This window comes from Ruegeria sp. HKCCSA071 (assembly GCF_017872555.1).
Lineage (GTDB): Bacteria > Pseudomonadota > Alphaproteobacteria > Rhodobacterales > Rhodobacteraceae > Ruegeria.
Map to the genome: position 1 here is coordinate 41,166 of NZ_JAEDOX010000016.1, position 20,790 is coordinate 61,955.

Consider the following 20,790-nt stretch of genomic DNA (forward strand, 5'->3'; position numbering starts at 1 on the left):
GTTATCGCAGCGCGCCTTTCGCTTTCAACGCAGCCTGTTTTTCCGGATTGATCCACCACAGATCAAGATAACCCAGTGAATAGGGCGGCAGGTTTTCCGGGTATTCGTACATATCGTAATATGCTGTCCAGTATTCTGCGATGTACCCCACGGGGATTACGAAAAACTCGTACCGCAAGGCGCGATCCAAAGCCATCAACGCCGTGTCCTGATCCGCCTGATTGTCCGTTTCAAAGGACGCCTCGATGATCGCGTCGACCAAGGGACTGGCCAGACCTGCCGGGTTGAACAGACTAAAGGCCGCTTCTTCCGATCCGTACATCTGGCTCAGACCGCCCCCGGTAGACAAGAACGACCCGTAGCGCGTGGAATAGACCATGTCATAATCTCGCTCGCGGCTGCGCAAAGTGTATTGCGCCGGATCAACTTTCTCGGTCGAGGCATCCACCCCGATGGATTGCAGGTTCTGGACATAGGTTTCGATCATCGTTGCGGTCGAGGTCGGCAGGTTTGAAGGATATGGAATATTAACCTTCAAAGTCTGCCCTTCGGCATTGCGACGAATATTGCCTTCGCCGACGGACCAGCCTGCCTCATCCAATATTCTGGCAGCTTTGCGCAAGTTTTTTCGGTCATTCAGGCGTGCAGGGTTTGATTCGTGCGCCACAACAGCGGGTTCCGTCAGGACATCTTCTGGAACAACGTCGCCCAACGCCTGCAGGAACGCCAGCTCTGCCCCTTCGGGCAGGCCTTGCGCCTCGATCGGGGTTCCTTGCGTGAAAGAATTCCGCGGCGTGTTCAGGCCGAACAACAATGACTCGTTCGTCCATTCGAAATTGAAGGCCAGAGCCAGGGCCTTGCGGACATTCTTGTCGGCAAATTGCGGTTTTCCAAGATTGAAGACAAAGCCCGAAGGTGTCGGCGGGCTGCCATCCGCGATCTCATCCCGAATAACTGTGCCTTCATCCAGCTTAGGGAAGTCATACCCGGTCGCCCAAAGCTTGGGGTCACTTTCGATCCGGAATGTGTATTCACCCGCCTTAAAACCCTCGAACGCTGCCGTCTGATCGGCGAAATACTCGACCCGGATTGTATCAAAGTTGTTGCGGCCGACATTAAAAGGCAGGTCCTTGCCCCAATAATCGTCCCGGCGTTTGTAAACGATGCGGCGATTGATGTCGTAGCTGTCGAGCTTGTAGGGGCCAGAGCCTACCGCCACTTCCAGCCGCGGTTCATCCAGCCGCCGTGTCTCATCCGCCTCGAACCACGCCTTTGAGAAAATTGGCGTTGAGCCGACAGTTTCAATCAGGCTGCGGCGGGTGACTTCGGGATTGAAGGTAAATTTGACGGTATGGTCATCCAACGCCTCGGCCCCTGTCACCATGCGGCCAACGGCCTGCGCGTAAGAAGGCAGGCCCTGTTCGATGAACAAACGGTGGCTGTAGACAACATCTTCCGCCGTGACAGGCGTGTCATCCCAAAAAGTTGCTTCGGGGCGCAAATGGAAAATGACGTAGTTGCGTCCTTCATCAAATTCCAGGCTTTCTGCCACTACGCCGTAATACTGCCCGACACTGTCTTCGGCACTTTCAAACAGACGGTCATATTGCAATGTGGTCAGCGCACCGGCACGCCCCTTTCGCGAATAGGGGTTGAGGGAATCGAACGTTCCAGAGGCTGCCAGCGAAAGCTCGCCACCCTTGGGGGCGTCGGGATTCACATAATTCAGATGCGCATAATCCGCCGGGTAATCCAGATTTCCGAAATACGAATACCCGTGACTGCGGGTGACGCCTTCATCCAGCGCCTGTGCTGCATGCGGAGCAATCAGAGCGGCACAGAGCCCCAAAATGCCAACCCATGGCCTTACCTCAAGATCACGTGCAGCAGGCATCAGGGATATCATATTGCTCATCCTCTCGGTCATTGTCACCGTCAATGTCGTAACCGCTAGCTAAAGTGCCAGCACGTGCAGATTCAAGTTTAGAATGCGTGAGCGCTTTGTGAAGGTTTCTTCAGACAAAAAAGCCGCTGCGTTGCGGCAGCGGCTTTGAATAGTTCTGATCGGTCAGGCAATCAGTTGCCGATTGTCTGCAGATAGGCAATCACGTCGGCGCGATCCTGCGGCTTTTTCAGACCGGCAAAGCTCATCGATGTGCCCGAGATATAGCTGCCGGGCTTGGTCAGGAAGGCATCCAGCGCTTCGGGTGTCCAGTTGCCGCCATGCGCCTGCATACCGGCCGAGTAACCGGTGAAGCCGTTGGCCGAGGCGACGGGGCGATTAACCACACCGTACAGGTAAGGGCCAGTGCCGTTTGCGCCGTCTTCCAGCTTGTGGCACGCGGTGCATTTGCGGAACACTTTTGCGCCGCTCTCGACGTCTGCGGCGGCCAGCAGGTCCTCAAAGACCACTTCTTCACCGTCGGCGCTTTCGCCCGAGCTTTCGGTTTCGATAATGTAGGCGGCCTCAGCCGAGCCATGGCCACCGGAAGAATAGAGGACATCCGCCCCCCACTTGGCCAGAAGCAGCACCAGGAATGTGCCGAACAGGCCTGCGGCGGCCTTGGTTACTGTCATCGTGTCGAACATTGATCGCGTGTCCATTTCAGCTGTCTGCGCAGGTGTCTAAGGCTTCCACTTGCGAGAGGCAAGGTATAGACACCGCGACGAAACGACCAAATCGCGAACTTGTTGCATGGAATCGACCAAATGACCAATCGCATTGCTTTTCAGGGGGAACCCGGCGCCTACAGTCACGAGGCTTGCCGCAACGCTCGGCCAGATATGGAAGCCCTGCCCTGCCGCACTTTCGAGGATGTGATCGAATCGGTCCGCTCAGGCGATGCGGATCTGGCAATGCTTCCGGTCGAGAACACGACCTATGGGCGGGTGGCCGATATTCACCGGCTGTTACCCCACAGCGGGCTGCATATCATCGATGAGGCCTTTGTCCGGGTTCACATCAACCTTCTTGCCGTGCCGGGTGCAAAACTGGAAGACATAACCGAGGCGCATTCGCATCTGGTGCTGCTGCCGCAATGTGCAGGTTTCCTTAAGGAACACGGCATCCGCGGCCGCGTCAGCCCCGATAACGCCCGCGCCGCCCGCGAAGTGGCCGAGGAAGGCAATCCGCATTCAGCCGCGCTGGCCAGCGAGTTGGCCGGTGAGATCTATAACCTGAACGTGCTGGCCCGCCATATCGAGGATAATGACGACAATACGACCCGCTTTCTTGTCATGTCGCGCGAAACGGATTTGTCCCGCCGGGGCGATCATGGGATGATCACCAGCTTTGTGTTTCAGGTCCGCAACATCCCTGCCGCGCTTTACAAAGCGATGGGTGGGTTTGCCACCAATGGGATCAACATGACCAAGCTGGAAAGCTATATGGTCGACGGCTCCTTCACCGCGACGCAGTTTTACGCGGATATTGTCGGGCATCCCGAAGACCGCAACGTGCAGCTGGCCATGGACGAGCTTGAGCATTTCACGACCAATGTCGAAGTTCTGGGCGTCTATCCGGCAGCACATCCGCGCGGCTGACGCGTCACGCGAAAAGCGGGCTGAATTCCGATTGGCGCAGGTCATTGCGCCATGCTTGAAGAATTGCCTGCACGTTGGCTTCGATGCCGTCCGTCGAATCAATCTCAATATCGTAAACTCTGCCAGCGTGGATCATGGATTGGTCACGTTGGGCGCTTCCCACCGGACGGTTGCCGCGCAATCGTTCGCGCGCGTTCAACTCGGGAACCGGGCAATGGACAGCTACGAAAAGAACATCGAACGGACGGAAGAGGTCGCGCAAGTCTTTGGCCCACCCCGGCGTATCCAGAATATGTTCCAAAATTAGATTGTTGCCCGAGGCCGCATAAGCAGCCAGCGACTGATGAAACCCATCAAAGACAGCCGATCTGTCGTCGGTCCAATCGAACTCGTCACGGCGATAGCGTTCAAGCGGCAGAACACCAGAATCGCGCAGGTGATCGATCGAAATATGCCAGAACGGCTTCTCTGTCTTCAGCTGCAATGCCTGTGCGATCGTCGATTTTCCACTGCTTGATGCGCCGTGCAGAAAAATAATGTGCGACATCCGAGGTTTCATTCCCAAGCCTTGCCCCAATCAGCCCGGCAGACGCCGTTCACGCCCCATGCAGGTGCCTCTGCTCCAACTCGCGTGCGAATTCGCTGAGACGCACCTGAAACTGCTTGCGAAATCTGGATTGCCCCAGTTTCATGGATTGCAACAGCAACCGTGCCGGCAGGGACTTGGCGGCGAGTGACATTTCAACGCTCAGGCGAGTCCGGCGCGGGGACAGGGCCAGAAAATCCACGGTCGTGAACCCGGTAATGCCCTTGCTGGCAGCGTCAAATCGCATTTGCGAAGGCCTGTTGAAATCCGTCATCACCACCGACATCTGACGCGGCTTTCCGCGCAGTTTGAACTCCGTATTCCATTCGGTTCCGGCCGTCACCGCCGCGCCACCGCCCAAACGGCGCACATCGATGCCACGGCGCATTGCCATACGCTCGAATCGTTCAAAATCCGACACCATGTCGAATACCGATTGGATGGGGGCCTCGATATCTTCTCGCGCTGAAAACTGCATAATGACCTTTGCTGTTTTATTGCTGAGCCAATGTTTCCTCAGTCCAGAGTATCTGCAAGCCAGTTCTGAAGCAGAAAATGAGCGATAGCCCCCTTGCGAGCCGGCAACAACCGGGGATGATCACCGGCAAAGGCCTGCATCATTTCGGGTTTGCTGACCCACATCGCCTCTTCTATTTCGACCGGGTCGATCACGATGTCGCGTGACAGCGCCTCACCTGCACATCCAAACATTAATGACGCCGGAAATGGCCAGGGCTGACTGGACAGGTACGAAACCGCACCCACCGGCACGCCCGCCTCTTCCATCACTTCGCGGCGCACTGCTGCCTCAAGTGTTTCGCCGGGCTCAACAAATCCCGCCAGCAAGGAGAACATCCCATCAGGCCAACCCGGAGACCGGCCCATCAGCACGCTGTCACCATGCGTGATCAACATGATCACAACCGGATCGGTGCGCGGAAAGTGCTGCCCGCCACAGGACGGGCAACTGCGCTGCCATCCCCCCTGCGACACCTCGCTGGCGGCACCACATCGGGCACAGTAGCGATGCGTTTCATGCCAGCCGATTATTGCCTTTGACGTTGCCGCCAGTTCCGCGTCGCGCGCCGACAGCCGTGTCATGATCCGGCGCAGTTCGGCAAACACGTGGCCTTGCGGTAAATCCGGGTGTTGTTGTTCGGACTTGTCCACGAAGGCGCCCAGACTGGTCAGATCCAGCCCCTCGGCTGTCCATGCGGAAATATCAACGGCAAACACGGGGGCGCTGTCAGCGCTCAGACCCAAAAACACCGGGGATTCAATGACGCCGCCGGGACCATTGCTAATCAGCGGGTGCGTCATCGGGATCATGGCAAGCTGGTCCAGCCCCGCACCCTGTACCAACAGTTTTCCACGCCACAGCAAGACACATCGCGCGGCCGGGTTGTGCATCGCCTCGGCCAGCTTGTTCGCATCTCCGCGATTCTGCGCCGCCCGATCAAGGCCCGACCCCCCGAAGGTTACCTGCTCTGCGTTTTTCATTGGATTTCCTTTTGGTCTTGCGCACAGGGCTGCCACGTCTCGGCCTGTGTTGCAATGGCTATTCAGGGGCAGAAAATCCACCACCCTGCCGCTGAAAAGCCGCATGGTGGCCTCGGAAAAATCATCTAGAGTGAATTTTGATGGATTTAATCGATACACACATTCAATAGCAGAATACTCAAAGTGAAGATCCCCTTCTCGACGCAGGTACAGCCCATTGGTGACAGTGGGAAAATTCGCATTCTGGCCACAACCGACCTGCATATGAACCTGACCGGTTTTGACTATTACACCGACACGCCAGACCAGACGATTGGATTGACGCGCACCGCCAGCCTGATCCGCGCTGCCCGACAAGAGGCCGAACGCGCGCTGGTGCTGATGTTTGACAACGGGGATTCGTTGCAGGGAACCCCAATGGGCGATTGGGCAGCAAAAAGTGGCACCGCCCATCCGATGATGAAGGCGTTCGAAGCCCTAGATTATGACGCGATCGGGCTGGGTAACCATGATCTCGGGTTCGGGCTGCCGTCATTGGGCAACATCCTGACGCAAGCCCCCTGTCCGGTCGTTTGCAGTAACCTGTATCGCACGCGCGGACCTCAGCCCTGGCAGCGGCATATCGTTCTGAACCGCACTGTGTCTTTGAACGGTAAAGACATTCCTGTTCGCATCGGCATCTTCTCGGTTCTTCCGCCGCAAACGGCCTGTTGGGAGGCACATAATCTGGATGACGATATCGTCGTCGAGGATATCCTGCTTGCGGCAAAGTCCCTGACGCAGACTTTGCGCGACGAGGGGTGTGATATCATCGTGGCGCTTGCCCATTCCGGCCTTGGGGGCAGCGAACCGGTGGCGGGGATGGAAAACGCCGTGCTACCCTTAGCCGCGATCAAAGGCATCGATGCCATTGTGGCCGGGCACACTCACCTGACACTTCCAGGAGAGGGTCACGCCAATACCCCGATGGTCGATCACCTGACGGGGCTGGTACATGGGACACCCGTTGTCATGCCGGGATCAGCGGGCTCTTACCTGGGGGTTATCGATTTGGCCGTGACCGCCGGGCCGGACGGCAAAGTGCAAATCCGGGATAGCCGCGTCGAACTGCGTCCGGTTATCAGCAACGGCACAGCCGTCGGGGAAGACAGTGAAATTGCGGTCCTGTGTGAGGTGGCGCATCGTATGACCCGTCAATCCGTTGCGGCACCGGTGGCACATATCCCGGATACATTGCACAGCTATTTCAGTTGCTGTGCGCCGGATCGCGGGCTGACCCTTGTAGCTGCAGCACAAGCCGCCGCACTGCGCCCGCTTTTGCAGGGAACCAACCTGGCGGATCTGCCGGTTTTGTCGGTTGTTTCGCCTGCCAAATCCGGCGGGCGCTCAGGCCCGCGCCATTACACCGAGGTACCCGCCGGAGAGATATGTCTACGCCATGTCGCGGACCTGCACGTGTTTCCAAACGAGCTGCGTGCAATCCGGATCAGCGGTGCGCATCTGCTGGACTGGTTGGAGATGTCAGCCAGCGTATTCAACCAGTTAAAGTCTGGTTCCGAACCCGAACTGATCAACCCTGAACGGGCCGGGTACAATTTCGACATCGTGTTTGGACTGTCTTATCAGATCGATCCCACACAGCCGCCGCGATACGATGCGCAGGGGAAAATGATCCATACCTACCACAGGCGGATCAGCGATCTGAAATATGCAGGCCATCCCGTTCGACCGGAGCAGATGTTCGTTATGGCGCTGAACAATTACCGCGCCAGCGGAGGCGGGCATTTTCCGCATGCGACAACGACTGAGCAGATCAGCCTGCCACCGCTGAGCATCAAGGACCTAGTGCGGGATTACCTGTCACAGCACCTTCCGCCTGATCCGACCGTCTCGCAGCCCTACCCGTTCTCGCTGATGCCGCAGCGGGGCGTGACGACAATTCTTCGAACAGGTCCGGACGCCCTGAAATATCTGGATGAGTTACGCAGGTTCGATCCCGTGCTGCTGGGCTCGGATGGCAGGGGATTTGAACGAATCCGCCTGACGCTCTGACGGGTTGTCTTTTCCCGATGCCTTCCCTATATCCGGAGTCGAGAGGTTGGCGCGGGCGAGCGCCTCGCCAACCTGGTCAGGTCCGGAAGGAAGCAGCCACAACGAGCCCCGCTTGGGTCGATGTCCAACCTCTCACTTCGTGAACCATAGCCGCAGGAGGGCTTTATGATTGTATTGAAAACCCTTCGGGCAGACTGGTTCTGATTCACCGGAATCACCTGACTGCCTGAACACACGACCTGCGGATGCGCGATTGCTATCCGTTGGCATTGTTGTTTCTGAAAACAGGCAGATAAATGTCTTATACGCTTTCGGACCTGGGATGGTCCTCTCACTTTGCCGCGCAACACGCAGCTTTTCCTTCTGACACGCCCTTTCGTATCGCATCGGTACATCGGGACCGTCTGATCGGGCTGAGCCCGGATGGTGAAATCCCTTTGCTGACACTGGATAATCCGACCGGTTCATATGCCGTCGGAGATTGGGTCCTTGCAGACGCCGAAAACCGCGTGCGCCACCTTCTGGACCGGCGCAGCCTGCTGCAACGCAGAGCTGCCGGTACAGGTGCCGCAACCCAACTGATTGCGGCCAATGTCGATGTTTTGTACATCGTCAGCTCGTGCAATGCGGACTTCAACCTTCCCCGACTGGAACGTTATCTGGTTCTTGCGCACCAGGCCGGATGTTATCCGGTTGTTGTCCTGACGAAAGCTGACCAGTCGGATGATCCCGGAAGTTTCTCGGGACAAGTGGAATCTCTGGACCCGTTTTTGACGGTTTTGACGATCAACGCTCGGGATCCGGCAGATGTCGAAAAGGTTCTGGCATGGTGTCCCAAAGGCCAGACCGGCGCGCTGGTCGGGTCGTCGGGCGTGGGTAAAACGACGCTCAGCAACACCATGACAGATCAAAACCTCGCCACGTCTGGAATTCGCGAAGACGACGCACGGGGCAGGCATACGACAACGGTGCGCGCGTTGCACCGGATGAGTAACGGTGGATGGCTGATCGACACGCCCGGAATGCGCGCATTGCGCCTGCTGGACGCCCAGGACGGGATCGACGACGTATTCTCGGACATCACAGAGCTTGGCCAAAGCTGCCGCTTTTCGGATTGTCAGCACGAGACCGAGCCCGGCTGTGCCGTGCAGAACGCAATCGACGAAGGCGTGCTTGATCCGGCGCGGCTGGACCGCTGGCGCAAGCTGCGGCGTGAAGATCAGCGAAACTCGGAAACCGTTGCGCAATCGCGGGCGCGGGACAGGGCGTTTGGCAAGATGGTGCGCGGTGTCATGCAGGACAAGAAACTTCGCAAACGACCATAGCTGCAAGGTGTTATGGAAAACCTGCGTCGCGTCTGATCAGGCGATCAGGCGCGGCCAGACCGCTGCATTGCGCCGGGCAAATGCTCCAATGTGACCAACCTCCGGCAGTCCGAATTCGGCAGGCTTCAGAAGGTGGCGTCTGGCCTCGGGGCCGTACAGATCGGCAAGGCGCCAAACTGCCTCGGGCGGAGCCATCTGGTCATCTTCGAACGTGAACAGATCCACAGGTGTTCCAGAACTGCCCCAATGCGCATCAGGCAAATTCTGCCCGATCTCGGGAACGTAGCTAAGAGGAGCTGTACACCATTTGCGCCATTGCCAGTAGACCGAGGCGGGCAGGTCCGAACCAAACCCGATTGCTTTGCCGGGCAGATACCCAAGCGCCCGTACCATCAGCGGTGCATGGCCATACCAGAACAGCCCTGCCAACCCCCGATAGGGCCATGGGTGATCTTTCAAAGTCACCAGCCCCGAACACACACCGATCATGCGGTCGATCTGGTCGATATCCGGCTGCACCGGCCCCAGCATCGCACCGACCGAATGGCCGATGGTCCACTGCTGCGCCTTTGGAAACCGGCTGCGCATCTCGGCCCGCGCCGCAGGCATATCGATCAACGCCCAATCCGCCATAGTTGCAGTTGCGTCTTTCAGGCGGCCGACCAAAGAAAGCCCGTAGTCCCGATAGTCATAGGTCAGGCAAGCTATCCCCCGCTCGGCGGCCAGCCATCGCGCGAAGTGTTGATAATAGTCACGCGGCACACCCGTGGCACTGTTCAGCACGACAACGGTTTCCGGCTCACCTGCTGGCCGGTGCAACCGCGCCGACAAGGTCACAGACCCGGACGGAAAGCGGAAATCTTCGATCAACACCGTCTGTTCCGAATCCAACATGGTCCCCGGCTTTCGCTGAAACAATCGGTTTGCCTGCCTTCGATGCCGATGACACTAGGCCGGAACATAATCCGCATCCAGCATGACCAAACGTCCGGCCAAAGATCGGCTTGACTCGGAACGCGATCAGGCGCTAGCGGTTGTGTGATGGTTTCCGGCCCCCACAAGAGGTCGGGATGAAAAGGGAACACGGTGCGGTTTGTCTGGTCATACAGACATCAACCTAGTCCGCGACTGCCCCCGCAACTGTAAGCGGTAAGCAATGCCGAAATACCACTGGCCCATGGGCTGGGAAGGTCGGCAGAGCAATGACCCGCAAGTCAGGAGACCTGCCATCGGAACTGAAACCGAAACTCGGGCGGGGTGTCCGGGCAGGTCCTGACAGCGAGATGCTGTCCCACCTGCCCCAATATCCAGCCCACCACGCGCGGAGGGCGCAGGATGATCTGGAAGACAAAATCACACGAATACAGCGCAACTGTGTGCCAGCGGACGGGCAATACCTGCCCGGCTTTGGCGCGACTGGCCCGCTCGATTTCCGAAGCCATGGCGCAGGCGGTTTCGGCCACCAGAGAGGATTTCGAATTTGAAGGCAACAGCGCGCTGTCACATTGCGCAGAAGGGTGCATGGCAACGATCCGAGCGCGATCCGACAGCGTTCGCGTTTTCTGCGGGGCGCACCCTGATACAGCAATTCGGGGCCTGGATGCCTATGCCGATTTGATCTTCGGACCTGAATTCAGCACGCTGCCCGCGGGCATTGTCGCGAACCCGCCTTGCGCCATGATCGAGGTTTCAACGATCCGACCCCCGAAATCCGGTTACGCACCCCAGCAGCTTTCAGCTTGATCCCACTTCCACCTGTGCCGGCGTGATCCGGGACGCCCAGGCCAGCTGCGCATCGGTTTCGACAGCGCACGGGCGTACGGCCCGCAGGCGGTCCAGTGCGTCGCTGGCGCGTTCACCGCATTCAACCATCAGTCGCAGAACAATCATCCCGGACCTGCCGCACCCCCCACGGCAGTGCACAAGGACCCGGCCACCACCCGACAGTGCATGTCGGGCCGTGGCGCTGACCTCTGGCCAGGCCTTCTGAACCGCTTGCGTTGGCGCTCCAAAATCTTCGATCGGCAGGTGAACCCACCGGCTGGCCCGGCTTTGGATGTCACTGCCAAAGTGCTGCGCGCCATCCTGAAGCATTTCGACATCCGTCGTCATTGAAATCACAAGGCCCGGTTTCCACGCCGCAATCGTATCCAGATCGGTGGCGTAATCCCCGCCACGACCGGGCATTGAAGTAAGGGCAAGCGTCCCGCCTCCGACCTGCAGAGCAAAGATGACCAACTGCGACATGAAGTGCGTCCTCCCCCAAGGTACTCTTTAAGAAATGAGTCATTAAATCCGCTGGTCCAGTTTAGTTGGAAACCAGCCCGTTCCTGAAACAAAAAATCATCGCGCCCCGCAGTGGACGCGGGCTGCCGCCGCCACTACGCTGTGCCGAAGCACCGAATCCGAGCGAGAAGACATGACAGACACGCCCAGCCCCGCCTATCAGGTTCTCGCCCGCAAATACCGCCCGGAAACCTTTGCCGACCTGGTAGGTCAGGATGCCATGGTGCGCACCCTGAAAAACGCTTTCGAGGCCGACCGGATTGCGCAGGCTTTTGTCATGACCGGCATTCGCGGGACGGGTAAAACGACCACGGCGCGGATCATCGCCAAGGGCATGAACTGCATCGGACCCGACGGAACCGGTGGCCCCACAACCGAACCCTGCGGTCAGTGCGAACATTGTGTCGCCATCATGGAAGGCCGCCATGTCGATGTGATGGAAATGGATGCCGCCAGCCGTACCGGCGTCAACGATATCCGCGAGATCATCGACAGTGTACGCTATCGCGCCGCCAGTGCGCGCTACAAGATCTACATCATCGACGAGGTTCACATGCTCTCGACCAGCGCATTCAACGCGCTGCTCAAGACGTTGGAAGAACCGCCCGCGCATGTGAAGTTCATCTTCGCGACCACCGAGATTCGCAAAGTGCCGGTCACGGTTCTGTCGCGGTGTCAGCGGTTTGACCTGCGCCGGATCGAGCCCGAAGACATGATCGGTCTGCTGCGCAAGATCGCCGGGGCCGAGGGCGCGCAGATCGCCGACGACGCACTGGCGCTGATCACCCGCGCTGCAGAAGGGTCGGCCCGCGACGCGACCTCACTGCTCGATCAGGCAATTTCACACGGGGCCGGTGAGACGACGGCAGATCAGGTCCGTGCGATGCTGGGTCTGGCGGATCGAGGTCGTGTTCTGGACCTGATGGACATGATCCTGCGCGGTGACGCGGCAGGGGCGCTTACTGAACTGAGCGGGCAATATGCGGAAGGCGCGGACCCTCTGGCCGTTCTGCGCGATCTGGCCGAAATCACGCATTGGGTGTCCGTCGTAAAGATCACACCTGACGCGGCCGAAGACCCGACGGTTTCCCCCGACGAACGCACACGGGGCCAGCACATGGCCGAGGCTTTGCCGATGCGGGTTCTGACCCGGATGTGGCAGATGCTGCTGAAGGCGCTGGAAGAAGTCTCTGCGGCGCCCAACGCGATGATGGCCGCCGAGATGGCTGTTATCCGACTGACGCATGTCGCTGATTTGCCCAGCCCCGAAGAGCTGATCAAACGGCTGCAAGACACCCCGCCTCCGCCTCCCGGCGGGCCGGGCGGAGGCATGTCAATATCCCGACAGGCCCCGGTGGCAACGCAATCCAACGGGGCCCCGCCTGCCTATACATCGCCCCCGCGCGGAGCGGGTGGCGCACCGGTTGCCGCACTGTCGCAGGATGCACAGACGGCCCTGGCCCGCTATCCAACCTTCGGGCATGTGGTGGAACTGATCCGCACAAACCGCGATGTGAAACTGCTTGTCGAGGTGGAAAGCGGCGTGCGCCTTGTGTCGTACCAGCCCGGCCGGATCGAATTCACCCCGACGCCTCAGGCACCGTCGGATCTGGCGTCGCGATTGGGCTCTGCCCTGCAACGATGGACCGGCAATCGGTGGGCCGTCTCCATTGTCTCGGACGGAGATGCGGCGACCATTGCGGAAGTGCGGGACCGGGCCGAACTTGCCCTGAAAGCCGAGGCCGAAGAACACCCGCTGGTTCAGGCCGTGCTGACGCAATTCCCCAAGGCAAAGATCATTCGGATCGAAACACCGGAGCAGCGCGCCGCCAAGGTTGTGACCGAGGCCCTTCCCGAAGTCGAAGATGAATGGGACCCCTTCGAAGAGGATTAGCCCCTCAGCCCGCAGGTCCACGTTTCAAGAAACCAGCATACTCACGCCCCTCCACCATGCGACTGAGGGAGGGAATGCAGGCGAATAAAAGATCGGTCCGCGACGCTCTGATCTGGACAGGCGGGAGACCTCTTGTGCCGCCTGCCTGCGGTCCGTATTTAGAACCAAACAGAAACACAGGAGACGACTGATGCTGAAAGGACTCGGCGGGCTTGGCGGTCTGGGCGACATGGCCAAGATGATGAAATCCGCACAAGACCTGCAAACCAAGATGACCGAAATGCAGGAAGAACTGAACAACATGATGGTTGTCGGCGAATCCGGTGCAGGACTGGTCAAGGCAACAGCTACAGCCAAGGGTGAACTCAAGGGGCTGGACATTGATCCGTCGATTTTCAACGGCGACGACAAGGAAGTGGTTGAAGACCTGATCCTGGCCGCCATCAAGGACGCTCAGGCCAAAGCTGCCGAACGTTCACAGGAGGAGATGGGCAAGCTGACCGAAAGCATGGGCCTGCCCAAAGACATCAAGCTACCGTTCTGAGCTTCATCTTTTCCCAAATACTCCCGCCGGAGGCTCCCTCCGGCGCAAAGCAGGGCAGGCCATGGGCACGAACAGCGAAATCGATAATCTGATCGACCTGATGGCCAAACTGCCGGGGTTGGGCCCGCGCTCGGCCCGCCGCGCGGTGCTGCACCTGATCCGCAAACGCGCTCTGCTGCTGACGCCCCTGTCAGACGCCATGCAGCAAGTGGCCGTCACCGCCCGCGAATGCCTGAATTGCGGCAACGTAGGCACCACCGATATCTGTGACATCTGCAATAGTGAGGCCCGAGCGACCGGAGAGCTGTGCGTGGTCGAAGACGTCGCCGACCTCTGGGCAATGGAGCGGTCAAGGGTCTTCAAGGGCCGCTATCACGTGCTGGGTGGCACGCTGTCTGCACTGGACGGCATCGGCCCGGACGAGCTGCGCATTCCCCGCCTGAGGGATCGGGTTCTGGCCGAAGGGATCACCGAAGTGATCCTTGCCCTGAACGCCACCGTCGACGGTCAGACCACCGCCCACTACATCGCGGACCAGCTGGAAGGTCAGGTGCGCCTGACCTCACTTGCGCAAGGCGTACCCATCGGTGGAGAGTTGGATTATCTGGATGACGGAACGATCACGGCGGCGCTCCGGGCGCGCAAGGAAATTTAGGTCAGCATCTATTAATCAACGTTCTTAAAAAGAGGCAGCAAGAACGCCATCTCAAACGGTACTCAATTCTGGTACACATCTTGAACAATTATCCGGATCTTTTTGTGCTGCGACATGGCGAAACCGAATGGAACACACTGGGGAAGTTCCAAGGGCGCAAGAATTCGCCGTTGACAGAAATTGGCAAGTCTCAGGCGCGGAAACAAAATGAGATACTCAGGCGAATACCGAATGCACCTTTGCGCGTTTTCGTCAGCCCGCAAGAGAGAGCAATGCATACCGCCCGCTTGGCAACGACGCCTCATCATGAGTTGATACATGATGAACGGCTTATGGAAATCGCGTTTGGGCAATGGGAAGGCGCAACGCGTGATTTCATCCGAGAGCAAATCGATTGTTCCTATGAAAGCTATCATTGGTTCTTCCGCAGCCCGGGTGGGGAAAGCTTTGATGACATCTGCGGTAGAGTAGACTCATTTCTGAAGGAACAAGATGAACCTGCGATCATAGTAACCCACGGCGTCACGTCCTTGGTGCTAAGAGGGCTTTGGTTGGGTCTCGATCTGGACAAGTTGCTACAGCTACCCCGAACTCAGGGTTGCGTGTTTCATCTTTCAAACGGAGTTGAAACCATAGTGACCTGAACAAATTGCTTGGGTTCGAAACTCATGTTGTACTCATCATCGTTGTCAGAACAGTCGCGGTGACAAAAAAGCGACTTTGGATGACCATGGAACTACTCTAAGGATAGGTAAACTCAGCGATTATTTTGGAGCCGCCCATGACCCGCCTTCTCGCCATTACCTTCGCCGCCTTCACCGCAACCGCTGCCCTGTCGCAGGAACTCGTCGACAAAGGCTTTGTCGAAGGCTGGAACATCATGATGGACCCGGCGCTTGGGAACGGGTGTCTGATCCAGACGGTATATCAGGACCTCTCGGTCGTGCGGCTGGGCTATGACGCACTGGGTAATCGCGGGTACTTCGCCGTTTACAACAAGGCCTGGGGCAATATTGAACAAGGCAAAAGCTATCCCATCCGGTTCGAACTGGACGGCAAGAGCTTTGATGCCACCGCTATCGGGTTCAATGAACGCAAAGTGCCGGGTGCGACGGTGTTTTTCACCGACCGGAATTTCGTCACCGCGATTGCCCAGAACAAGACGATGACAGTTTACAATCCCGCAGGCGAGGTGGTGATGGCGATTGATCTGAAAGGCACCGCCAAGGCGCTGGACTATGCACGGGACTGCCAGAACAAAAAGCTTTAACGAATCGGATCGAACAGCGCGTCCTTGGCTGTGCAGTCGCGGATCACATCGCGGCCGCATGGCACCGGATCAAGGTCGCGCGACAGGCACAGGCGGACCTCTTCAATATAGCCCTGTTTGCAGGTGACCGTGATCATATTGCGCTCAAGCCCCGGATTGGCCTTCAAAAACGCATCCTCGACTACCGAAGCCGGCAGTTTGACGGAAGCGTCCAGTTTGCGGAACACCTGAGGGCGTTCGACCGCATCATAGGCACGCCGGGACAGGGCGAAATAGTCGGGCGCAGATAGCCCCGAACAGGTGCCGTGTTTCTTCCACTGATGCCATGCAAGGCCCGCACTGCCCTGAATATCTTCCATTTCCCGCGTCATGCGGCGTGTCGGCGGTGCCTCGGGCGAGCGGCAGAAGGATGGCCAGCCCTGATGAAATTGCGGCCAGAGCCCGTGCAGGATCCATCCGTGGTCGTGCCGGTCGTCGCATTGGTCTGACCCGCGTGCGTCCCCTTCGCGGGCGCACCAATTGGGCGACCAGCTAAGCGACAGGACGTAATAGTCGAACTCACCTGCTTTTTCACCTTCGGCCAGCGCTGCCATCGCGCTGAAGACCCACAATACGACCCAGCGCATTCGCCTCTTCCCTTCTTGCTGCGTGGCGACTATATACGGGCCAAGTTCCCCGACAACGGAAACCTGCCCCAAGACCAAGGGGCCGCCGAATTCCGGCGACGGGAAAGATGTATGTATAGGAGACGGGCTGATGGCAAAACCGCTTATGGCCAAGGCAACCGCCGTATGGCTGGTGGACAACACCACGATCAGCTTCAAGCAGATCGCGGATTTCGTAGGGATGCACGAACTGGAAGTGCAGGGTATCGCTGATGGCGATGTGGCCACAGGCGTAAAGGGCTTTGACCCGATCGCAAACAACCAGTTGACCCAGGATGAGATCGACGCCGCGCAGAACAACCCGCTGCACAAGCTGAAGCTCAAGTTCAACCCAGCGGCATCCGGCGAAGAAAAGCGCCGTGGCCCGCGTTATACCCCGCTGTCCAAGCGTCAGGACCGTCCGAACTCGATCCTGTGGCTGGTCAAGTTCCACCCCGAACTCAGCGATGGCCAGATCGCCAAGCTGGTTGGCACCACCAAGCCGACCATCCAGTCGATCCGCGAGCGCACCCACTGGAATATCTCGAACATGCAGCCGATCGACCCGGTTGCGCTGGGCCTGTGCAAACAGTCCGAACTGGATGCGATCGTGCAGAAGGCCGCAGCCAAGAAAGCGGCCGAAGGCGGCGTGATGAGCGATGACGAGCGTCGCAAGCTGGTTTCGACCGAGCAGTCGCTCGAAATGGATGCCGCGCCGAAAATCCCGACCGCGATCGAAGGTCTGGAGACCTTCTCGCTGTCCGAGGATCGGTCGGATGAAAAAGACGACGAGCCTGTTATCGACGCCGACAGCTTCTTTAACCTGCCCAAAGGCGGGGCGGATGATGAAGACGAGGATGATCCTCGTCTGTAACAGGCAATCAGCCCCGGTCGGAACGGCTGGGGCTTTTTGACGGACTTGTCATGCTGAACATTCTTTCTGCGATCTTCGGCCCGCACCGCGCCGTAACGATCTATGCCTTTCTCAGGACATGGGGGCTGGGTCTGGCGGGCGGTATTATCATGATTGCCATCGTCACCACCTTGTTTCTGCTGGGGGACGAAGGCGAACACGAGCACGAGGCTTTCCTAATCGTACCGGTTCTGTCCGCGACGCCGGTGAACGGGGACCTGAAGAACGGCGTCGTGGCCTCGGTTCGCCTGCCCGATGGATCGGCCACGTCGATTACGTCGACCGAGTCGCAGATTTCACAAACCGTTGGAACGACGGCCTGTGTGGAAAAACGCGTTTACGTCAAAAGCGGTGAAGCCCGGTATCGGTTCAAACTGCCCCGCCTCTGCGAATCCGGTTGATCGAGATTTCAGACCAAAAGAGCCGCCCGATGCTGACACCGGGCGGCTTTTTCATTCAAACCACCTGAAAGATGATACCTGCGATTATTGCGCCCCCCACACCAAGGCTCAGGTAGGCGGCAAACACGCGCGGTTTGACCAATGACCAGACTGCGGCCATCGCCGGTATGGAACTGACGGCACCCGCAACCATGAACGACATCGCAGCCCCCGCGGTCATGCCCTGATCGATCAGACCCGCCAGCAGCGGCGGCGCGACGTAAGAGTTCAGATAGGCCGGCATCCCCACCAGCGCGGCGACAATGATCGGCAGCACGCCTTCTCCGCCAACGACGCCAGCGATCAGGTCCGCAGGCACATAGTTGACCAACAAAGCTTCGAGCACATAGGCCAGCGCCAGCCACTTCAGCAGGAACAGCCCGTTGTGCACGAATTCCGAACGGAACCGAACGCGACGCTCGGGCTCTTTCCAGAACTTCCAGACCGGCGTGTCATCCGCTTTCGGACCACATCCGCAACACCCGGCAGGTTTGTATTCGCGCAAGGGCTGGACAAATGCCCCCTGCCGCATCAGCAACCGAACCGCGAACCCGCCGAACAGGCCAAGCGCAACGGCTGCAACCGCTTTACCGATGGCAAAGGGCCACCCCAGCGCGGCTGCCGTAATCAAAAGCGTCGGTGGGTCGATCAATGGCGAGCTGAGCCAGAACGCCATCACGGCCGACAGCGGCGCTCCGAGTGCAAGCAAGCCCGCAATAAAGGGAATGACTTCGCAAGAACAAAACGGTGCGAGGCCGCCGAACAGGGCGGCCAGAAAGATCATCCGGGTCTCGCGCCCTTCAAAAGCGCGCGCCACCATCACCTCGGCCCCGGTTGCCTTGAGATATGACAACAGAAGCACGGCAAACAGGATGTATTGTCCCGTATGTGCCAAGGCCCTGACTGCAAAACTCGCAACCTCAGGCAGGTTGCCGGGGTCGAGAACGGCCACCGCCACAAGAATGACGACAATCAATGCCCAAGGCGTCTTGATCATCTCCATCGCGCCTTTGGCGGTCAGTCGGGGGGATTGCGTCAATTCAGCCATCGTTGGCCGCCTTTCCAACCGCGTCAGCGCAGCATTCGCTGAGAATAAACTGCGCCAGCGTCTTCAATTCGTCATAACAGGCCCGGTTGATCGTGGTGCGACCGATCTTTTCCTGTTCAACCACACCTCCGGCTGCAAGAAACCGCAGGTGGTGCGCCAAAGTCGACGGGGCAATCCCCGTCCGGTTCTGGATTTCGCCAACGGTCAGACCGGCCTCACCAGCCCGCACCAGTGTCTTGAGGACTTTCAGCCGGGCTTCCGAGCCCATGGCGGAAAATCCGGCTGCAGCAGTTTCCCACATGAGTTACCTCTATTAAACTAGATTTCTAGTTTTGTAGTTTCACAAAGGGCCCTGGTCAACCCACCTTGGGAAAATTTTCCATGACGCTGTAAGTCCAGATTGCCCCTGCCTTAAGTCCAACCTATAAGCAGGCATGGGGATATCGGTCGAAACATTCTTTCTTGAGCTTAACGGTCAGGGCACGTTGCAGGCCCAGATCCAGCAGATGATTGCCGAGGGCATTCTGTCCGGTCGCTTTCATGTCGGGGAAAAACTGCCATCCTCGCGAAAGCTGGCCGCACATCTGGGTGTCAGCCGCATCACGGTAACGCTGGCTTATACCGAGTTGCTGGCAAATGATTATCTGACAGCTAAGGGCCGGTCAGGATATTACGTCTCGCAAAACGCGCCGGTTCCGCCCAAATACTCGCCCGTGCAGCGCGGCACGGAATCTGTCGACTGGGACAAGGCACTGGCACGCCGCTTTCTGGACAGCGACGTCCTGCCGAAACCCAGCAACTGGCGCGAATACCGCTATCCGTTCATCTACGGTCAGGCCGACCGGACCCTGTTTGACCACGCCAATTGGAGATTATGCGCGGTTCGCGCCTTGGGGCACAAAGACTTCGATTCGCTGACAGGGGATTACGTGGATCAGGATGATCCGTTGCTGATCGAATTCATCGCGCGCCACACCCTGCCGCGCCGTGGTATCGTTGCCCGCCCCGAAGAAATCTTGATCACCCTGGGCGCGCAGAACGCGCTTTGGCTGGCCTCACGCATTTTGCTGACCCACAATCGCACTGCCGTAATCGAAGATCCCTGCTACTACGCGCTGCGAAGCCTTTTGAACCACTGGGATTGCGCTGTGACGCCCCTGAGCGTCGATCGCGACGGCTTGCCACCCGAGGCGATCCCGGACAAAGCGGACGTCATCTTTACCACCCCCAGCCATCAAAGCCCGACAACTGCGACGATGCCGGTCGACCGCCGCAACAAGCTGCTGGATCGGGCACGCGATCTGGATGCAATGGTTGTCGAGGACGACTATGAATTCGAGATGGCCTTTCGCAGCGCACCTTCGCCCGCGCTCAAGTCCATGGATCGGGATGGGCGCGTGATTTACGTCGGCAGTTTTTCCAAGTCGCTGTTTCCGGGATTGCGGCTTGGATACATGGTCGGATCCGAACCTTTCATCCGCGAAGCACGTGCGCTTCGCTCGTTGGTCCTGCGCCACCCTCCGGGTCATATTCAGCGCACGGCAGCGTATTTTCTGTCATTGGGCCATTACGACGCGCAGATCCGACGTATGTCGAAAGCCCTGCAAGAGCGGCGCGATGCGATGGACAAAGCCATCGAGGATAGCGGGCTGACAGTGGCCGGGCGGGGTGTTATGGGCGGCTCATCAATGTGGATGTCGGCCCCTGAGCACGTCAACACAACGCAACTTGCGCTAAAGCTGCAGAACCAGAGTGTTCATATCGAACCGGGTGCTCCGTTTTTCTCGGGGCCCGACAGGCCACAGAACTTCTACCGCCTCGGGTACTCTTCTATTTCGACCAACCGCATAGCCCCCGGCGTCGAACTTATCGCGGATGCCATCCGGGCTGCGTGAGGTCGCACTGGACATATTCCGCAGACGCGTCTGGCCCTAACGCAGGTCGCACCCTTACGCCAAAACCATATCAACCCCCGGGCCCCGGTGCCTGGTTTCCTCACTCTTGCTTGGAGAGCACCCCTATGAAGATGACGACGGAAGAGGCCTTTGTTAAGGTTTTGCAGATGCATGGTATTGAGCATGCGTTTGGGA

At 58.5% G+C, this 20,790-nt stretch carries 22 protein-coding genes, 1 other RNA gene and 1 riboswitch; of the genes, 13 read left to right on the top strand and 10 right to left on the bottom strand.

From position 1 onward, the window contains the following. Position 1: 1 nt before the first annotated feature. Both I9188_RS18605 and I9188_RS18610 read right to left on the bottom strand, forming a co-directional pair. Positions 2-1,906, bottom strand: a complete 1,905-nt coding sequence (locus I9188_RS18605; protein WP_209507733.1) for an extracellular solute-binding protein — start codon at positions 1,904-1,906, stop codon at positions 2-4. A gap of 170 nt (positions 1,907-2,076) precedes the next feature. Then, the gene (locus I9188_RS18610) at positions 2,077-2,589 is read right to left on the bottom strand and encodes a cytochrome c family protein (RefSeq protein WP_209507801.1); all 513 of its coding nucleotides are present in this window, start codon (positions 2,587-2,589) and stop codon (positions 2,077-2,079) included. A 120-nt stretch (positions 2,590-2,709) separates the two neighbouring features. On the opposite strand from I9188_RS18610, the gene I9188_RS18615 reads away from it, so the two are divergent. Then, positions 2,710-3,543, top strand: a complete 834-nt coding sequence (locus I9188_RS18615) for a prephenate dehydratase (protein WP_209507731.1) — start codon at positions 2,710-2,712, stop codon at positions 3,541-3,543. Between the two features lie 4 nt (positions 3,544-3,547). Here the strand turns inward: I9188_RS18615 and I9188_RS18620 are convergent, their stop codons facing one another. From I9188_RS18620 to nudC, 3 genes are read right to left on the bottom strand one after another with little or no spacing between them, the layout of a single operon-like run. Further along, a complete protein-coding gene (locus I9188_RS18620; RefSeq protein ID WP_209507729.1) occupies positions 3,548-4,090 on the bottom strand; it encodes an AAA family ATPase in 543 nt (180 codons plus the stop codon). A gap of 49 nt (positions 4,091-4,139) precedes the next feature. Next, positions 4,140-4,607, bottom strand: a complete 468-nt coding sequence (locus I9188_RS18625) for an SRPBCC family protein (protein WP_209507727.1) — start codon at positions 4,605-4,607, stop codon at positions 4,140-4,142. 38 nt (positions 4,608-4,645) lie between these two features. Further along, positions 4,646-5,629, bottom strand: coding sequence for an NAD(+) diphosphatase (gene nudC / locus I9188_RS18630; protein ID WP_209507725.1), 984 nt, complete (start codon positions 5,627-5,629; stop codon positions 4,646-4,648). A gap of 183 nt (positions 5,630-5,812) precedes the next feature. Here nudC and I9188_RS18635 point away from each other — a divergent pair, with 183 nt between their 5' ends. The 3 genes from I9188_RS18635 to rsgA all read left to right on the top strand — a co-directional run bounded on the left by I9188_RS18635 (position 5,813) and on the right by rsgA (position 9,006). Beyond that, on the top strand, positions 5,813-7,681 hold the full coding sequence (locus I9188_RS18635; protein ID WP_348540353.1) for a bifunctional 2',3'-cyclic-nucleotide 2'-phosphodiesterase/3'-nucleotidase: 1,869 nt from the start codon (positions 5,813-5,815) through the stop codon (positions 7,679-7,681). Between the two features lie 39 nt (positions 7,682-7,720). Beyond that, positions 7,721-7,819, top strand: an RNA gene (ffs, locus tag I9188_RS18640) — signal recognition particle sRNA small type. Between the two features lie 158 nt (positions 7,820-7,977). Beyond that, positions 7,978-9,006, top strand: coding sequence for a ribosome small subunit-dependent GTPase A (rsgA, locus tag I9188_RS18645; RefSeq protein WP_209507723.1), 1,029 nt, complete (start codon positions 7,978-7,980; stop codon positions 9,004-9,006). 36 nt (positions 9,007-9,042) lie between these two features. Here the strand turns inward: rsgA and I9188_RS18650 are convergent, their stop codons facing one another. Continuing rightward, complete coding sequence (locus I9188_RS18650; protein WP_209599704.1) at positions 9,043-9,900, bottom strand: hypothetical protein; 858 nt, start codon at positions 9,898-9,900, stop codon at positions 9,043-9,045. Between the two features lie 131 nt (positions 9,901-10,031). Then, positions 10,032-10,252, top strand: a riboswitch (cobalamin riboswitch). 89 nt (positions 10,253-10,341) lie between these two features. On the opposite strand from I9188_RS18650, the gene I9188_RS18655 reads away from it, so the two are divergent. Next, the gene (locus I9188_RS18655; RefSeq protein WP_209507719.1) at positions 10,342-10,749 is read left to right on the top strand and encodes a hypothetical protein; all 408 of its coding nucleotides are present in this window, start codon (positions 10,342-10,344) and stop codon (positions 10,747-10,749) included. Here I9188_RS18655 and I9188_RS18660 read toward each other — a convergent pair. After that, positions 10,741-11,253, bottom strand: coding sequence for a dual specificity protein phosphatase family protein (locus tag I9188_RS18660; RefSeq protein WP_209507716.1), 513 nt, complete (start codon positions 11,251-11,253; stop codon positions 10,741-10,743). The two genes, I9188_RS18655 and I9188_RS18660, sit on opposite strands and share 9 nt — an antisense overlap. Positions 11,254-11,392: 139 nt before the next feature. On the opposite strand from I9188_RS18660, the gene I9188_RS18665 reads away from it, so the two are divergent. From I9188_RS18665 to I9188_RS18685, 5 genes are all read left to right on the top strand, one after another. Next, the gene (locus tag I9188_RS18665) at positions 11,393-13,186 is read left to right on the top strand and encodes a DNA polymerase III subunit gamma/tau (RefSeq protein ID WP_280922444.1); all 1,794 of its coding nucleotides are present in this window, start codon (positions 11,393-11,395) and stop codon (positions 13,184-13,186) included. Positions 13,187-13,376: 190 nt separating this feature from the next. Further along, positions 13,377-13,730 carry a YbaB/EbfC family nucleoid-associated protein gene (locus I9188_RS18670; RefSeq protein WP_209507712.1) on the top strand — a complete coding sequence of 118 codons (354 nt, stop codon included), beginning with the start codon at positions 13,377-13,379 and terminating at the stop codon, positions 13,728-13,730. Between the two features lie 61 nt (positions 13,731-13,791). Then, on the top strand, positions 13,792-14,385 hold the full coding sequence (recR, locus tag I9188_RS18675) for a recombination mediator RecR (protein WP_209507710.1): 594 nt from the start codon (positions 13,792-13,794) through the stop codon (positions 14,383-14,385). Positions 14,386-14,489: 104 nt separating this feature from the next. Beyond that, the gene (locus I9188_RS18680; protein WP_348540354.1) at positions 14,490-15,029 is read left to right on the top strand and encodes a histidine phosphatase family protein; all 540 of its coding nucleotides are present in this window, start codon (positions 14,490-14,492) and stop codon (positions 15,027-15,029) included. 137 nt (positions 15,030-15,166) lie between these two features. After that, positions 15,167-15,655, top strand: coding sequence for a hypothetical protein (locus I9188_RS18685; RefSeq protein ID WP_209507706.1), 489 nt, complete (start codon positions 15,167-15,169; stop codon positions 15,653-15,655). Here the strand turns inward: I9188_RS18685 and I9188_RS18690 are convergent. Beyond that, the gene (locus tag I9188_RS18690) at positions 15,652-16,281 is read right to left on the bottom strand and encodes a ribonuclease T2 (protein ID WP_209507704.1); all 630 of its coding nucleotides are present in this window, start codon (positions 16,279-16,281) and stop codon (positions 15,652-15,654) included. The two genes, I9188_RS18685 and I9188_RS18690, sit on opposite strands and share 4 nt — an antisense overlap. A 130-nt stretch (positions 16,282-16,411) precedes the next feature. Between I9188_RS18690 and I9188_RS18695 the strand changes: the two genes are divergently transcribed. Together I9188_RS18695 and I9188_RS18700 are read left to right on the top strand one after the other, a co-directional pair. Next, a complete protein-coding gene (locus I9188_RS18695; RefSeq protein WP_209507702.1) occupies positions 16,412-17,173 on the top strand; it encodes a cell cycle transcriptional regulator TrcR in 762 nt (253 codons plus the stop codon). 50 nt (positions 17,174-17,223) lie between these two features. Continuing rightward, positions 17,224-17,613 carry a hypothetical protein gene (locus I9188_RS18700; protein ID WP_209507700.1) on the top strand — a complete coding sequence of 130 codons (390 nt, stop codon included), beginning with the start codon at positions 17,224-17,226 and terminating at the stop codon, positions 17,611-17,613. A gap of 55 nt (positions 17,614-17,668) precedes the next feature. Here I9188_RS18700 and I9188_RS18705 read toward each other — a convergent pair whose 3' ends face one another. Together I9188_RS18705 and I9188_RS18710 are read right to left on the bottom strand one after the other, a co-directional pair. Next, positions 17,669-18,700: a permease gene (locus tag I9188_RS18705; RefSeq protein WP_209507698.1), complete on the bottom strand. Its 1,032-nt coding sequence runs from the start codon at positions 18,698-18,700 to the stop codon at positions 17,669-17,671. After that, the gene (locus I9188_RS18710; RefSeq protein ID WP_209507696.1) at positions 18,693-19,001 is read right to left on the bottom strand and encodes a winged helix-turn-helix domain-containing protein; all 309 of its coding nucleotides are present in this window, start codon (positions 18,999-19,001) and stop codon (positions 18,693-18,695) included. The genes I9188_RS18705 and I9188_RS18710 overlap by 8 nt, the downstream gene beginning before the upstream one ends. 133 nt (positions 19,002-19,134) lie before the next feature. Here I9188_RS18710 and I9188_RS18715 point away from each other — a divergent pair, with 133 nt between their 5' ends. Next, on the top strand, positions 19,135-20,595 hold the full coding sequence (locus tag I9188_RS18715) for a PLP-dependent aminotransferase family protein (RefSeq protein WP_209507694.1): 1,461 nt from the start codon (positions 19,135-19,137) through the stop codon (positions 20,593-20,595). The last annotated feature ends 195 nt before the right edge of the window (positions 20,596-20,790 follow it).